This is a genomic window from Bradyrhizobium sp. HKCCYLS20291, from assembly GCF_051167715.1.
Taxonomy (GTDB): domain Bacteria; phylum Pseudomonadota; class Alphaproteobacteria; order Rhizobiales; family Xanthobacteraceae; genus Bradyrhizobium.
Genome location: NZ_JBNPTO010000003.1, coordinates 113541 through 129650, shown reverse-complemented (window position 1 = coordinate 129650; position 16110 = coordinate 113541). Strand labels below are relative to the sequence as shown.

General features: G+C 66.5%; 11 protein-coding genes. 5 read left to right on the top strand and 6 right to left on the bottom strand.

Annotation, left to right across the window (positions count from 1 at the left end):
• Complete coding sequence (locus ACQR07_RS08480; RefSeq protein ID WP_434901870.1) at window positions 1-867, bottom strand: 3-keto-5-aminohexanoate cleavage protein; 867 nt, start codon at window positions 865-867, stop codon at window positions 1-3.
• 206 nt (window positions 868-1073) lie between these two features.
• On the opposite strand from ACQR07_RS08480, the gene ACQR07_RS08475 reads away from it, so the two are divergent.
• Complete coding sequence (locus tag ACQR07_RS08475; protein WP_434901869.1) at window positions 1074-3656, top strand: cation-translocating P-type ATPase; 2583 nt, start codon at window positions 1074-1076, stop codon at window positions 3654-3656.
• On the opposite strand, the gene ACQR07_RS08470 is transcribed toward ACQR07_RS08475, so the two are convergent.
• The 4 genes from ACQR07_RS08470 to ACQR07_RS08455 form a co-directional block, all read right to left on the bottom strand.
• Entirely contained in the window at window positions 3626-4414 is a 789-nt protein-coding gene (locus ACQR07_RS08470) for a helix-turn-helix domain-containing protein (protein WP_434866135.1), read from the bottom strand. The genes ACQR07_RS08475 and ACQR07_RS08470 overlap by 31 nt on opposite strands.
• Before the next feature lie 178 nt (window positions 4415-4592).
• Window positions 4593-5249, bottom strand: coding sequence for a glutathione S-transferase family protein (locus ACQR07_RS08465; protein WP_434901868.1), 657 nt, complete (start codon window positions 5247-5249; stop codon window positions 4593-4595).
• Window positions 5249-6418, bottom strand: coding sequence for an acyl-CoA dehydrogenase family protein (locus ACQR07_RS08460; RefSeq protein WP_434901867.1), 1170 nt, complete (start codon window positions 6416-6418; stop codon window positions 5249-5251). The genes ACQR07_RS08465 and ACQR07_RS08460 overlap by 1 nt, the downstream gene beginning before the upstream one ends.
• Before the next feature lie 136 nt (window positions 6419-6554).
• The gene (locus ACQR07_RS08455; RefSeq protein ID WP_434901866.1) at window positions 6555-7694 is read right to left on the bottom strand and encodes an acyl-CoA dehydrogenase family protein; all 1140 of its coding nucleotides are present in this window, start codon (window positions 7692-7694) and stop codon (window positions 6555-6557) included.
• Window positions 7695-7958: 264 nt separating this feature from the next.
• Here ACQR07_RS08455 and ACQR07_RS08450 point away from each other — a divergent pair, with 264 nt between their 5' ends.
• Together ACQR07_RS08450 and ACQR07_RS08445 are read left to right on the top strand one after the other, a co-directional pair.
• Window positions 7959-9509: an acyl-CoA synthetase gene (locus ACQR07_RS08450; protein ID WP_434901865.1), complete on the top strand. Its 1551-nt coding sequence runs from the start codon at window positions 7959-7961 to the stop codon at window positions 9507-9509.
• Window positions 9510-9593: 84 nt separating this feature from the next.
• Entirely contained in the window at window positions 9594-10826 is a 1233-nt protein-coding gene (locus ACQR07_RS08445) for an ABC transporter substrate-binding protein (RefSeq protein WP_434901864.1), read from the top strand.
• A gap of 1361 nt (window positions 10827-12187) precedes the next feature.
• Here the strand turns inward: ACQR07_RS08445 and ACQR07_RS08440 are convergent.
• Window positions 12188-12958 (bottom strand): helix-turn-helix domain-containing protein, encoded by a 771-nt coding sequence (locus tag ACQR07_RS08440; RefSeq protein ID WP_434901863.1) that lies wholly within the window; start codon window positions 12956-12958, stop codon window positions 12188-12190.
• Between the two features lie 200 nt (window positions 12959-13158).
• Between ACQR07_RS08440 and ACQR07_RS08435 the strand changes: the two genes are divergently transcribed.
• A complete protein-coding gene (locus ACQR07_RS08435) occupies window positions 13159-15426 on the top strand; it encodes a marine proteobacterial sortase target protein (protein WP_434901862.1) in 2268 nt (755 codons plus the stop codon).
• A gap of 100 nt (window positions 15427-15526) precedes the next feature.
• A complete protein-coding gene (locus tag ACQR07_RS08430) occupies window positions 15527-16096 on the top strand; it encodes a class GN sortase (protein ID WP_434901861.1) in 570 nt (189 codons plus the stop codon).
• Window positions 16097-16110 lie beyond the last annotated feature (14 nt).

Here is a 16110-nt window from a genome sequence, read left to right as displayed (position 1 = left end):
TCAGTTCAATGTACCAAACATCTGCCGGGCCTCGGCAGGGCTCGCGATCTCGCGTCCAGCGCGGCGGGCGCAGGCGGCGATCGCCTCGATCAGCTGGCCGTTCGAGGTCACCTTGGTGCCGTCGCCGAGGTAGAACGTGTCCTCGAGCCCGGTGCGCAGATGGCCGCCGAGATCGGCGCAGCGCTGATGCAGCGGCCAGATCTCGGCGCGTCCGATCGCGGTAACCTGCCAATGCGCCTCCTTAAGCTTCAGCTTGAGCAGGATCGGCAGCAGCTCGGGATCGGCCGGCATGCCCGAGGCCACGCCCATGACGAAGTTGTACTCGAGCGGTCCTGAATACATGCCGGTCTGGCGATACATGCCGACGCAGCGCACGATACCGACGTCGAAGCACTCGAACTCCGGGATGGTCTTGGCGTCCTTCATGACGGCCAGATAATCCTGGATCTTCTCGACCGAATTGTCGAACATCATCGGCGGCCAGGCCCAGCTGTTGTCGGCCTTGACCTTCAGATAGTTCAGCGAGCCGGCATTGCAGGCCGCGATCTCCGGCCGGGTCTCGCGGATGCAATCCAGCGCGCCCTGGTAGTTCGGACCTGAGACGCCCGAGGTGTGATTGATGATCACGCCGGGGCAGGCCTCGCGGATCGCCTGCTGGATCTCGCGCGAGACATTCACCTCCCAGGACGGCAGATGCCCCTTGCCCGGCGCCTGCTGCCGCAGATGGATGTGCATGATGGCGGCGCCAGCGTCATAGGCGCGGCGCGCCTCGCGCGCCATCTCCTCCGGCGTGACCGGAACGTTGTGCTGCTTCGGGTCAGTGAGCACGCCGTTCAGCGCGCAGGTGATGACGGCTTTGTCGCTCATGGCAGTCGTTCTGGCACTCGTTCGATGAAGGCTTGCGCGCACGCCGCGCGGTGCTGCTGTCGGCCCATATGATGATGCCGCGGCGCGATCTGCTTGCGTTGACTCGCTGGTTGCGGCGGCGCATTCCCGGTATTGCTTTGCGTCAAGCCTGCGGCCGATGGTCCACGCTAGGCGGTTTCCTGTCTGTCCTCCTCACCGGGCGTACAATGCCAATCGACACTCAACCGGCACCGATCTCATCGCGTGGGCTGCGCGCCGCCGAGGTCGCGCGCCGGCTGCAGACCGAAGGCTTCAACGAGCTGCCGCAGGCGGGCTCGCGCTCGATCCTGCGCCTCGTGGCCGACGTGCTCAGGGAACCGATGCTGCTCCTGCTGCTGGCGGGCGCCGGGATCTATCTCGCGCTCGGCGATACGGCCGAGGCGCTGCTGCTCGGCGTGTTCGCCTCGGCCTCGATCGTCATCACCATCGTGCAGGAAGCGCGGACCGAGCGGGTGCTGGAATCGCTACGCGATCTCTCCAGTCCGCGTGCCCTCGTCATCCGCGACGGCGAGCGCATCCGCATCGCCGGCCGCGAGGTGGTGCGCGGCGATCTCATCGTGCTGGTGGAAGGTGATCGCGTCGCGGCCGATGCGGTGCTGCGGGAGTGCGACGATCTGCTGACCGACGAATCTCTGCTGACCGGCGAATCCGTGCCGGTGCGCAAGCGGGCGGCTGCGGCCGAAGATGGCAAGGTACCCGTTGCGGCCGGCGGCGACGATCAGCCATTCGTGTTCTCCGGCAGCCTCGTGGTGCGCGGCGGCGGCATTGCCGAGGTGATGGCAACAGGACCGCGCACCGCGATTGGCAAGATCGGGCAGTCGGTCAGCACCCTCGAGACGGAAACGCCGCGGCTGCGGCAGCAGACGCGGCGCCTCGTGATGGCGTTCGCGATCGGCGGCGGCATCGTGGTCGCGATCACGGTCGTGCTCTATGCGCTGTATCGTGGCGGCTGGCTGGAGGGGTTGCTGGCCGGCATCGCGCTCGGCATGTCGATGCTGCCCGAGGAGTTTCCGCTGGTGCTGACGGTGTTCCTGGCGATGGGCGCCTGGCGCATCTCGCAGGCGCGGGTGTTGACGCGGCGGGCTGCCGCGATCGAATCGCTGGGCGCCGCCACCGTGCTGTGCACGGACAAGACCGGCACCTTGACGCAGAACCGCATGATGGTGGCCCGGCTGGTACGGCCTGACGGCGCAATGCTGCAACCGGCGACGGCGTCACCCGGTGCTGTGACGACTGATTTCCGCGCTCTCGTCGCCACCGCGGTGCTCGCCTGCGACCCGCAGTCGCACGACCCGATGGAGAAGGCACTACAGGCGATCGACGTGGACGCAACGGCCGGCGCCACGTTGCAGCGGCGCTATGGCCTGCGTCCTGATCTGCTCGCGATGACCAATGTCTGGTCGCACGACGGCATCGTCATGGTCGCGGCCAAGGGCGCGCCGGAAGCGACCGCAAAGCTGTGCGGCCTGAACGCCACCGAGTTGACGGCGCTGCAGGCACGTATCGAAACGCTCGCCGCGGAAGGCCTGCGGGTGCTCGGCGTCGCCCGCGCGAACTGGACCGGCGACGAATTGCCCGAGACGCAGCAAGGCTTCGCGTTCACCTTCTGCGGTCTCGTCGGCTTCGCCGATCCGCTGCGGGCCGAGGTCCCCGGTGCCGTTGCGGAATGCCGCTCGGCCGGCATCCGCGTGCTCATGATCACCGGCGACTATCCGGCAACCGCGGCCGCGATCGCGCGGCAGGCGGGGCTCGATCCCGAGCAAGTCATCACCGGCGCGGAGCTGTCTGATCTCGACGACGATGCGCTCGCGCAGGCCGCGCGCACGCCGACCGCCTTCGCCCGCATCATGCCGGAGCAGAAGCTGCGCATCGTCTCGGCGCTCAAGGCCGATGGCGAGATCGTCGCGATGACCGGCGACGGCGTCAACGACGCGCCGTCGCTGAAGGCGGCGCATATCGGCATCGCGATGGGCGGCCGCGGCACGGACGTCGCGCGCGAGGCCGCCGCGATCGTGCTGCTCGACGATGATTTCGGCTCGATCGTCAAGGCGATCCGGCTGGGCCGGCGCATCTATGACAATCTGCGCAAGGCGATGAGCTTCATCCTCGCGGTGCATTTCCCGATCGCGGGCCTCGCTCTGCTGCCGCTCGTCACCGGCCTGCCGCTGCTGCTCGGCCCCGTGCACATCGCCTTCCTGGAGATGATCATCGATCCCGTCTGCTCGCTGGTGTTCGAGGCCGAGACCGAGGAGGACGACATCATGCGGCGGCGGCCGCGTGATCCACAGGAAGCACTGCTGCCGCGCCCGCTGGTGTTGTGGGGCGCGCTGCAGGGCCTGCTCGCCGTGATCACGACCGGCGGAGTGCTGCTGCTGGCCCATCGCAACGGCCTGCCCGACGACGAGCTGCGCGCGCTGGTGTTCTTCACCCTGGTCTCGGTGATCGTCAGCCTGATCTTCGTCAACCGCTCGTTCTCGAGCTCGCTGCGCGACGCCCTGCTGCGGCCGAACCGCATGCTGCTGCTGGTGATCGCGATCGTCATCGCCGTGCTCGCGACCAGCCTGACCGCGGCACCGGTCGCGGCGCTGTTCAAATTCGGGCCGCTGCACGCCGACGATCTCGCACTGACGGCGGGGGCCGCCATCGCCACGCTGATCGTGCTCGAACTGTCGAAGTTTCCGCTGCGCGCGGCGCTGACGCGGCGCGCAGCGGGACAGGATCAGGTCAGTGCGGCCTCGCCGCTGCGGTAGATCGCGAGGTCGCGCGAGCCGGAGAAGATCGCGCGCGGCTTCAGCCCGTAGAAGCGACGGATCGAATGGCTGAAATGGGTCGAATCGGGATAGCCGATGTCCTGCGCGAGATGCGCGAGGTTGAGATCCTGGTTGGCGTAGTTGAGGAGATGCCGCGCGCGCTTCCAGGCGCGGAACGAGCGGAAGGAGATGTCGGTCTCCTCCTTGAACAGATGCAGGAAGCGCGAGGTCGACAAGCCCACCGCTGCTGCGCAGCTCTCGGCGGTGGCCGGCTCGCCGGAGAAGCGGCTGATCAGGCCGATCGCCTTGACGACGCGCGGATCCAGCGTCCGCTGCGGCAGCACCTCGCCGAAGCAGAGCCGGTCGAACACCGCGCTGGTGACGTCGCCGCTCAGCGGGCGCTGCACCAGTTCCTCATACGCGGCGCGGATGCGGCAGGCAAAAACCTCGGCCTCGCGGGCGACACGAGCGGCGAAACGGTCGAGGATGCCGAGCGGCACGCTCTCCGGCTCCATCGTCACGACGATGACCGTGCGATAATCGCTCTCGATCGTATGCTGCTTGTTGGGCGGCACCACCAGCAGTTCGCCGCGGCGCTCCTCGCCGTCGGCCAGCAGCCGCAGGCTGCCGGTCAGCGCGACATAGACATGGAACGCGCCCGAGCAGCGCTGGCGCGGTCGGCCGAGCAGCCCGGCGTAGAAGACGCGCTCGGGCGTGATCAGCATGAGATGGCCGGACTCCCGGCGGGTCACATCCATGGTCTTCCTCCTGAGGCGCGGCTCTGTCGGCCGCTTCTTTGGACGAGAACCATAACGCAAATCGCGCCGCTGTCATCGGTGACGACTGCCGATTTTTGTCGCGGTTAACTCACGGCTTTGAGATGGTCGCCATTCCCGGGGCGACACGCAGCATCGACCCCGGAATGACGTGCGCAACTCAGGGCCGGACGCGCGGCTTGATGCCCTGCTCCACGCCGGCGCGCTGCTCGGCGGCGCGCGCCCGCTGGTAGCCATCGCGCTGCTGCAGGCGCGCCCAATAGGCGGCGACATTCGGCCCGAAATCCTTGGCGAGCCCGAGCGTCTCGGCCAGCCGCAACGCATAGCCGATGACGATGTCCGCCGCGGTGAAGCGACCCGCGCTCAGGAATTCGGCATTCGCCGTCGCTGCCTCGACCGCTCGCAGCCGGCCCAGGAACCACTTGGCATAGTCGGCGGCGACCTGCGGCGACCGCCGCTCCTCCGGCTCGAGCTGCGTGTACCGCAATACCAGCGTCTGCGGGAACGTCAGCGTCGCATCGGAGAAATACATCCAGTTCAGGAACGCGCCGTAGGCGGCCTCCTCAGGCGCAACCATCAGCGGCGTCGGGCCGTGCTTGATGCCGAGATAGTGACAGATGCCGGAGGACTCGGTCATCTTCGTCTCGCCATCGATCATGAAGGGGATCGTGCCGAGAGGATTGATCGCCAGATATTCCTTGGCGAGCACCCGCGGCGGGAACGGCAGCATCTTCAATTCGTAGTTGGCTCCAAGCTCCTCCAGCATCCACAACGGGCGGAACGAGCGGGCGCCGTCGCAATGATACAGCGTGATCATCAGGCGTTCCCCGCTTTGGCCATGCCCGGAAGGGTACCCATCATCTTGCACAGGATCGTCAGCATCACCTCGTCGGCGCCGCCGCCGATCGAGCTCAGCCGCGAATCACGATAGGCGCGGCTGACCGGCGTCTCGTTCATGAAGCCCATGCCGCCCCAATATTGCAGGCAGGCGTCGGTGAGCTCCCGCCCCAGCCGGCCGGTCTTCAGCTTCACCATGGTCGCGAGTCGCGTCACGTCCTCGCCGGCGACCAGCGCCTCGGCGGCCTGATAGGTCAGCGCGCGCAGCAGCTCGACCTCGGTCTGCAGTTCGGCGAGACGGAAATGGACGACCTGGTTGTCGAGGATCGAGCGGCCGAACGCCTTGCGGTTGCGGGTGTACTCGATGGTCGCGTTGATGATCGCCTCATGCGCCTTCAGGCAGGCGGCGCCGGCCCACAGCCGCTCCTCCTGGAACTGCATCATCTGGTAGGTGAAGCCCATGCCCTCTTCGCCGACGCGGTTGCGCTTGGGCACGCGGACATTGTCGAAGAAGATCTGCGCGGTGTCGGAGGAGCGCATGCCCATCTTGTCGAGCTTGCGCGCGACCTGCACGCCCTTGCTCTTCATGGGAACGCAGATCAGCGACTTGTTGCGATGAACCGGTCCGTCGCTGGTGTTGGCGAGCAGGCAGATGAAATCCGCCTGGGTGCCGTTGGTGATCCACATCTTGCCGCCATTGATGACGTAGTCGTCGCCGTCGGCGCGCGCCTGGGTCTTGATCGAGGCGACGTCGGAGCCGGCGCCCGGCTCGGAGACGCCGATGCAGGCGACGTAGTCGCCTGATATCGCCGGCGCCAGGAATTCCTTGCGCACCTCGTCGGAGCCGAACCGCGCCAGCGCCGGCGTCGCCATGTCGGTCTGCACCCCGATGGCCATCGGAATGGCGCCGCAATTGATCGCGCCGAGCTCCTCGGCCATCATCAGCGCGTAGGAATAGTCCAGCCCCTGCCCGCCGAACTCGACCGGCTTGTTGAGGCCGAGAAAGCCGAGGTCGCCGAGCTTCTTGAACAGCTCATGCGCCGGAAAGATGCCGGCCTCCTCCCATTCGTCGACATGGGGATTGATCTCGGCAGCAATGAACTTCTGCAGGATGCGACGCGGTTCGTCGTGGTCGGCGGTGAAGAGCATTCGTCCTCAGGCTCCTGTCGTTTTTCTTTGACGTCATGGCCGGGCTTGTCCCGGCCATCCACGTCGTTGTTCCGATGTGGCGCACAGCTTGGATGCCCGGGTCAAGCCCGGGCATGACGAGTGGAGAGAGCGCGGCTCACAATCCCATCTGCCGGCTGGCGAGGTCCTTCATGATCTCCTCGGTGCCGCCGCCGATGGCGTTGACCTTGACCTCGCGATAGATCCGCTCGACGCGGATGCCGCGCATGAACCCCGCGCCGCCGAAGATCTGCACCGCCTCGGAGGCGCAGTAGGCCATCGTCTGCGTCGCCTGGTTCTTCATCATGCAGATCTCGGCGACGGGATTGTCGCCCTGTTCGAGCCGCCACGCCAGCATCTCCAGCATCGCCTGCGTCGCCGCGACGCGCTGCGCCATGTCGACCAGCTTGTGGCGGATGACCTGGTGCTGCGCCAGCGGCTTGCCGAAGGTCTGGCGCTCCCTGGCATAGGCGATCGCATCGTCGAGGCAGACGCGGGCGAACGCCGTGCAGCTCGCCGCCATGCCCATGCGCTCGGAGTTGAAATTGTGCATGATCAGCTTGAAGCCCTGCCCCTCCTCGCCGATCAGATTTTCGACCGGCACGCGGCAGCCGTCGAAATGCAGGGTCGCGGTATCAGACGCCCACCAGCCCATCTTGTTCAGCTTGGTGCGCGTCAGCCCAGGCGTATCGCCGGGAACGAGCAGCAGGCTCACGCCCGCCGGACCAGGTCCCCCGGTGCGCACGGCCACGGTGATATAGTCGGCGCGCATGCCTGAGGTGATGAACGTCTTCTCGCCGCTGACGACGTAGTGATCACCATCGCGCACCGCCTTGGTGCGGAGATTGGCGACGTCGGAACCGCCGCTCGGCTCGGTGATGGCGAGCGCCGAGATCTTCCGCCCGGCAAGAATCTCCGGCAGCACCCTCGCGCGCACCTCCGGCCGTGCCGCGCGCGCGATCGGCGGCGCGCCGATCGTGTGGCTCATCAGGCTGGCGCTGACGCCGCCGGCCCCGGCGCGCGCCAGCTCCTGCGACGACACGATCTTCATGAACTGGTCGGCCGGGACGCCGCCGAATTCTTCCGGGAAACCCAAGCCCAGCAGGCCGATCTCGGCCGCCTTCGCATACAGCGCGCGCGGGAATTCGCCGGCCTCGTCCCAGGCGCTCGCGAACGGCGCGATCTCCTTGTCGACGAAGCGCCTGACGACGTCGCGGAAGGCCTCGTGCTCGGCCGTATAGAACGGGCTTTTCGTCATGACCGCCGAAGCTCTGGTTGCTGCGGCGCCAGGATGACCGGAAGCGTCGGTATCGCCTTGCGTCGAGTGGCTGACTGCCGAAATCGCGTGCAGCGCGACCCGCCTTCGTGACGCCCAACCAGCGCCTTGACGCAAGACAGTGCAATGCACTCACCGGCCCACTTGCAACCAAAAACGCCGCGCGTCCTGCCCTGCATCGTCGGGGGCGGGAACGCGCCGGCCAAGCAAGCCGGCGACAGCTCGCCGGACACGAGGAGGGACCCCGTGCCAGTACGGTACTACGACTGGATTGCGCATCATGCGCGGAGGACGCCGACGAAGACCGCCATGGTCGATCTCGGCAGCAACCGGCGTTTCAACTACGCGGAGTTCGACGCCCGTGTGGCGCGGCTCGCAGCTCATCTGCGCGACGCCTGCGGCGTCGGCAAGGGCGACCGCGTCGCCGTGCTGGCGCTGAATTCCACCGATACGCTGAAGGTGCAGTTCGCCTGCTTCCGCGTCGGCGCGGTCTTCGTGCCGCTCAACACCCGCCTCACCGTGCCCGAGCTGCAGTTCATCGTTGGCGACGCCGCGCCGAAAGTCATGATCCATGACGACGACCTCGCCGACACCGCGCTGGCGGTGAGCCGGCTGTGCGGCGTCGCCACGGCGCTGCGCTACGGCCCAGGCGGCAGCTACGAGCAGGCGATCACCGCCGCAAAACCGCTCGGCGCGGTCGAGCCGGTCACGCTCGATGATATCTCCACCATCATGTACACGTCTGGCACCACGGGCCAGCCGAAGGGGGCGATGATCACCCACGGCATGACGTTCTACAATTGCGTCAATCTCGGTGGCCCCGCCTACATCACCCCGTCCTCGGTGCTGCTGACCGTGCTGCCGCTGTTCCACACCGGCGGTCTCAATTGCTACACCAATCCGGTGATGCATGCCGGCGGCACCGTGCTGATCATGCGCGCGTTCGATCCCGGCGCGGCGCTGCAGCTGATCAGCGATCCCGCCCAGGGCATCAACGTGTTCTTCGGCGTGCCCGCGATCTATCAGTTCATGGCGCAGCATCCGGCGTTCGCGACCGCCGATTTCAGCCGGCTCACGATCGGCGGCGTCGGCGGCGCGCCGATGCCGGTGCCGCTGCTCAACACCTGGGAGACGCGCGGCGTCGCGCTCCAGCAGGGCTATGGCATGACCGAGACCTCGCCGGCGGTGCTCGCGCTCGATCGCGAGGATGCCGGACGCAAGGCCGGCTCGGCCGGCAAGCCGGTGCTGCATACCGAGGTGCGCATCGTCCGTCCCGACGGCACCGACGCCGATGTCGGCGAGCTTGGTGAGCTCTGGGTGCGCGGTCCCAACGTGACGCCGGGCTACTGGAACCGGCCGGATGCCAACCGCTCCTCCTTCACCGACGGCTGGCTGCACACCGGCGATGCCACGCGCGTCGACGACGAAGGCTTCTACTACATCGTCGACCGCTGGAAGGACATGTACATCTCCGGCGGCGAGAACGTCTATCCGGCCGAGGTCGAGAACGTGCTGCACCAGCTGAGCGCCGTCGCCGAGGCCGCCGTGATCGGCATCGCCGACCCGCAATGGGGCGAGACCGGCATGGCGATCATCGCGGTCAAGCCGGGCCAGACGCTGAGCGAGGCGGACATCCACACCCACTGCCAGGCCAACCTCGCCCGCTTCAAATGCCCGCGCACCGTCCGCTTCGTCGACGCGCTGCCGCGCAACGCCACCGGCAAGATCCACAAGCCGACCTTGCGCAAGAGCTTTGCGACGGCATCTGCGATCGATCTGGTCCAGCAGGCGTCATAGACCCAAGGCTGCATAAACCCAAGGCTGTGCGCATCGCGCCGCCGTTCAACGAACCACACGATCAACCAAGAGGAAGCCCAGGGAATGTTGCCGATGACGACCAGGACTCTGCTCTCTCTCGCAGCCGCAGCCGCGCTCTCCATCGCGGCGAGCCAGAGCGCGCTCGCCCAGAAGAAATACGACACCGGTGCCAGCGACACCGAAATCAAGATCGGCAATGTCGAGACCTATAGCGGCCCGGTCTCGGCCTACGGCATCATCGGCAAGACCGAGGAAGCCTATTTCAAGATGATCAACGATCAGGGCGGCATCAACGGCCGCAAGATCAACTTCATCTCCTATGACGACGCCTACAGCCCGCCGAAGACGGTCGAGCAGGTGCGCAAGCTGATCGAGAGCGACGAGGTCCTGCTGGTGTTCAACGCGCTGGGCACGCCGACCCAGACCGCGGTGCAGAAGTATCACAACGCCAAGAAGGTGCCGCAGCTGTTCGTCGCCACCGGCGCCAGCAAGTGGAACGATCCCAAGGAATTCCCCTGGACGATGGGCTTCCAGCCCAGTTACCGCGTCGAGGCGCGGATCTTCGCCAAATATATCCTCAAGAACAAGCCGAACGGCAAGGTCGCGATCTTCTATGCCAACGACGATTTCGGCAAGGACTACGTCGCCGGCATCAAGGACGTCTTCGGCGACAAGGCAAAGGATCTGATCATCGCCGAGGAGAGCTACGAGACCTCGGAGCCCTCGATCGACTCCCACATCGTCAAGCTCAAGGGCACCGGCGCCGACGTGTTCGTCAACATCTCCACGCCGAAATTCGCCGCGCAGGCGATCAAGAAGATCGCCGAGCTGGAATGGAAGCCGATGCACCTGATGACCGACGTGTCGATCTCGATCGGCGCGGTGATGAAGCCGGCCGGCCTTGACGCGTCCGAAGGCGTGCTGTCCGCCGGCTATATCAAGGACCCGTCGGATCCGCAGTGGAAGGACGACGAGGGCATGAAGAAGTTCATGGCCTTCATCGACAAGTACATGCCGGGCGCCAACACCTCCGATGCCAACCTCGCTTACGGCTTTGCCGCGGCCCAGACCATGGTCCAGGTGCTCAAGCAGTGCGGCGACAACCTCACCCGCGACAACGTCATGAAGCAGGCCGCCAGCCTGAAGGACTTTGCGCCCGACACCCTGATCCCAGGCATCAAGGTCAACACCGGCCCGAATGATTTTGCACCGATCGAGCAGCTCAAGATGATGCAGTTCAAGGGCGGCAAGTGGGATCTGTTCGGCGACATCATCAGCGCGGATGTCGGGGGGTAGCAGCGAGGTTGCGCGTCGGCCGCTCTCGTCCGTTCGCTCGAGCCACCGGCGGCGCAGCGTGAACGGTGCAACCTCTCCCCGCCCTTTGCGGGGAGAGGTCGGATTGCGCAGCAATCCGGGTGAGGGGCATGGCACAAGCGGAGCCGCATCGCAGATCCATCGGACTCATAAGTTCACTCTCAATAGCAGCACCTCCCGTTCCGCTGCCCCTCACCCCGACCCTCCCCGTGAAGAACGGGAGAGGGAGCCTACCGTCACCGCCGCACGAGTTGGCCTATAGCGCAGCAAAGACGGCGCGAATTCTGTAAAATAAAAATATCTTGCTATTTTACCGAATTCATGTTTCTCTCGCCCCATCCCGCCTCACTGCGGAGGGGCGTTGCGCGCGATCGTCACGACACGCGAGGCGGGGAGCGATGGCCGCGGGAGGTCGCAGCGTCTTCTTGACGAGGGCGCGGACGAACGATCGCTTGCGGACGTGAAGTCGCAGCGTCCTGACACCCCGAAGCTGGTGTCCCGCGTAGTGCGCAAGCATTTTCGCGAATGGTGGCCAACAAGCCGGCGCACCAGGGAGACTGCGTATAAGCGTTCAACCCATCGCGCAGGGAATGCCGGCGTGTTCGGCTTTGCCTGTGGTACCTGCCGCCTGCATTTTTTTCGCAGGCGGGCCATGGGTGAGGCCCTCACCCGGCATTCCCTGCGCCCTCTGCACTGCTTGCGAGGGACGAACTGAGAGCAGACCTCGGGCACGATGTGCCGCGAGATTGCACCGACACGTCCCTCAGATTTCACGCGCCTCAACTTCCCGGCTGTTTGAATCGTAAATCCGCCCTCCCCACCGCTGTCGTCCCGGACAAGCCGCGACGCGCGAAGCGCGGCGCGGCGCCGATCCGGGACCCATACGCCACGGCAGGCGTGTTGGGCAAAAGGCCAATGACCAGCCCTGCCTCAAGCCGCTCCCTGGGGGTATGGGTCCCGGCGTTCGCCGGGACGACACTGGTGGGTGTTGATGCAGTTGCGCCTCACCCACCGCCGTCGTCCCGGACAAGCCACGACGCGCGAAGCGCGGCGCGGCGCCGATCCGGGACCCATACGCCGCGGCGGGCGTGTTGGGCAAAAGGCCAATGACCAGCGCGCCTCAAACCGCTCCCTGGGGGTATGGGTCCCGGCGTTCGCCGGGACGACAGCGTGTTTGTCGAAGCAGGCCGCGCACCACAAGCTCCGTCATTGCGAGCGCAGCGACGCAATCCAGGGCCGAGTGTGCGGCTCTGGATTGCTTCGTCGCGGAGCCTGTCATCGGGCCGCGCTTTGCGCGGACCCGTTGGCTCCTCGCAATGACGGTGGCTAGGTCAGCAAACGACTCACGGCACGCCTTGCACGAACAGCGCGAACGGCTCCTCGACGGTCTTGCGCAGGTGCTCGCGATACAGCTGATAATGCAGATCGTCAGCGCCCAGCCTTCCGAAACTCGGCTCCACCACATTCTGCAGCGGCAGCAGCGCGATCGGCGCAGCGATCGGGGTCAGTAGCGAGCCGCGACCGGCGAGCAGCGTGGTGATGATGCCGTACATCTCGCCGGTGATGGTCGGGCGTGACACCGTGATCAGGCGATGCTGGCCGTGGCGGTTGGTGACGAGGTAGACGAAGCCGGACTGGTTGGGCACGGCGACCTCGCCGAACTGCGAAAACGCCGCATCGAGCCGCGCGCCCTCGCGAAACACCAGTGACGAAGCCGCATCGTCCCAGACGATGTCGGTGCGATACGCATAGATGGCTTCGCGATCGCCGAACGACGGCCGCAGCGTGACATACGTCCCTTCGATCCATTCCACGGCGCGCCGCGAGTAGGAGCCGAGGCTATCAGGCGCAATGCCGCCGCTCGTGGCCGGCGCAGCAGCCGGCGCGCTCGGCGCCTTGCGCAGGGACATGCCGAGCGCCTGCTCGAGCCGGACGATGGTGGCGAGCGTGAACGGGCGGCGGCCGCCGAGCGCCTTCTCCAAGGTCGACAGGCTCAGCTTGGCCTGCTCCGCCAGCGTCTGCCGCGACATCCGCCGGCGCGCGATCTCCTCGCGGATGGTCTCCGCCACCTGCCGGCTCTGCTCGTCCGACAACTCGTTGTCCGGTATCGACATCCTGCCCCCTGCCGCGTGACGCCGATCTCTTTAGCAGACGGACAAACCGGCACAAACCCGCACAATCCAGCCTTTGCCGCGGCGACCACCGCACGCGATGCGGCGGACCCGGGCCGAACAAGACCGACCATTCCGCTCGCGACGAGCGCGCGCCGCGCTCAGGTTCGGCCTGCCCCATTCTGTTCGTTGCGGAGCCCCCGATGAGCCAAACGATCGACTATGACATTCGCAGCAGTGCCCACCCGGTCCGGTCCTGGATCGTGACCATGCTGCTGTTCCTGCTGCTGCAAGCCGCCGCCGTGGCGCTGGTCGGCATCACCGCGCTGTTTATCAACATCACACCCGGCTGGTCGGCCGAGGGACCGCTCGCACCGCTGACCAGGCCGGGCGACGCGCGCTCCGGCGCGCTGCTGTTCAAGTCCGATGCCGGCTATGCCGAGGCGCCGCGGCTCGGCATCGATGTCGACATCGTCGTGTCGGGCCCGACCGCGCGGGCCCGCGTGACGCAGCTGTTCAAGAACACCAGCTCGCAATGGATGGAGGCGGTCTACGTCTACCCGCTGCCGCCGGACAGCGCGGTCGACACCTTGAAGATGATCGTCGGCGACCGCGTCGTGGTCGGCGATATCAAGCCGCGCCAGCAAGCCAAGGTGATCTACGAGCAGGCCAAGCGCGAGGGCAAGACCGCCGCGCTGACCGAGCAGGAGCGGCCAAACATCTTCACCAACTCGCTCGCCAATATCGGCCCCGGTGAGACCGTGCTGGTGCAGATCGAGTATCAGCAGCAGGTGGCGTCGAGCGGCGGCGCGTTCTCCCTGCGTGTGCCGCTCGTGGTCGCGCCGCGCTACAATCCCAAGCCGATCGTGCAGAGCGTCGATTTGCGCCCGGGCAGCGACGGCTGGGGTGCGGCGAGCAACGATCCGGTGCCGGATCGCGACCGCATCGCGCCGGAGGTGCTCGATCCCGTCAAGAATGATCCGGTCAATCCGACGAAGATCACGGTGCGGCTGCAGGCGGGCTTCGCGCTGGGCGAGGTCAAGAGCCACCATCACCAGGTCACCATCGACAGCCCTGATGCGAAGACGCGCGTCATCACCCTGGCCGAGGGCGTGGTGCCGGCCGATCGCGACTTCGAGCTGACCTGGAAGCCGGCGTCGGAGAAGATGCCGTCGGTCGGGCTGTTTCACGAGCAGGTCGGCGATGCCGACTACCTGCTTGCCTTCGTGACGCCGCCGGCGGTCGCGGCAGCAGCGCAGCGCCCGCAGCCGCGCGACGTCATCTTCGTGATCGACAATTCCGGCTCGATGGGCGGCACTTCGATCCGCCAGGCCAAGGCCAGCCTGCTCTATGCGCTGGGACGGCTGCAGCCGGGCGACCACTTCAACGTCATCCGCTTCGACGACACCATGACCGTGCTGTTTCCCGCCTCGGTGCCGGCCGATCCCGAGCATGTCGGCAGCGCCACCAGTTTCGTGAGTTCGCTGGACGCAAGGGGCGGGACCGAGATGGTGCCGGCGATGCGCGCGGCGCTCACCGACGATGGCAGCGACAGCGATCGCGTGCGCCAAGTTGTGTTCCTAACCGACGGCGCGATCGGCAACGAGCAGCAGCTGTTCGAGACGATCACCGCGATGCGCGGCCGCTCGCGCATCTTCATGGTCGGCATCGGCTCGGCGCCCAACACCTACCTGATGACGCGCGCTTCGGAGCTCGGCCGCGGTGCCTTCACCCATATCGGCTCGGTCGAGCAGGTCGAGGAGCGCATGCGCGATCTCTTTGCCAAGCTGGAGAACCCGGTCGTGACGGGATTGAACGCGACGTTCTCCGAAGCCTCCGCCGATCTCACGCCGGCCGTGCTCCCGGACGTCTATCGCAACGAGCCGCTGGTGCTGGCCGCGAAGATCGATCGTCTCGCCGGCTCGCTGCAGCTCAAGGGCCGCATCGGCGACCAGCCCTGGACGATCACGCTGCCGCTGTCCGGTGCCGCCGAAGGCAAGGGCCTGTCGAAGCTGTGGGCGCGGCGCAAGATAGGCGACGCCGAAGTGGCCAAGACGATGCGGCAGATGACGCCGGAGGAAGCCGACGGCGCCATCCTCAAGCTGGCGATGGAGCATCAGCTGGTGACCCGCCTGACCAGCCTCGTCGCCGTCGACAAGACCCCGCGCCGTCCCGATGGCGAGCCGCTCCGGCTGGCCGAGCTGCCGATCAACCTGCCGGCCGGCTGGGATTTCGAGAAGGTATTCGGCGAGCGCGGCCGTCCGCCCGCGCTGCAGAAGGACCGTCGCGCTGAAGCTGACGGCGACGTTCAACTGGCCGCGCTGAAGCGTCCGGTGGTGCCGGCAACACCTGGGACGATCGCGCTGCCGAAGACGGCGACCGATGCGGAGCTCAGCATGCTGCTTGGGCTGGGCCTGCTGATGCTCGAACTGATCTGGCTCGTCGCCATACGGCGGCGGGCTGCAAACTAACTGATGGCGTCATTGCGAGGAGCGAAGCGACGAAGCAATCCAGGGGCTGCACGACGACTCTGGATTGCTTCGCTTCGCTCGCAATGACGGAGGAGAGAGAATGCCCCGCTTTGTCATTCCGCTCGCAGTCGCGCTCGTCGGCCTCATCCTGTTCGGCCACGGCGCGCTCATCCATGCCAAGGCCATTGTCGCGCAGGTGCTGCTCGAGCGCGCCTTCAGCCAGAGCATCGCAACAGGCCACACAGTCAAGCCGTGGTCCTGGGCCGACACCGTCCCGGTGGCGCGCATCGAAATCAAACGCCTCGGCGTTTCCACCATCGCGCTGGCTGGATCCAGCGGCCAGGCCCTCGCCTTTGGCGCTGGTCATGTCGAGGGGACCGCCGAGCCCGGCGAGCGCGGCATCGCTGTCTACTCCGCGCATCGCGACACGCACTTCCGCTTCCTGAAGGACGTCGGCATCGGCGACGAGATCGACATTGTCAGGCGCGACGGCAAGACCTTCCGCTACCGCGCCGATGCAAGCCACGTCGTCCGCTTCGATGCCTCGGGCATCGATCCGGCGACCGACGGCTCGGAATTGGTGCTGTCGACCTGCTGGCCGTTCGACGCGCTGACACAGGGGCCGGAACGCTACGTGCTGCATGCCCGACTGATCGCGACGGGAGAGTGAGGGCGATCATGGTC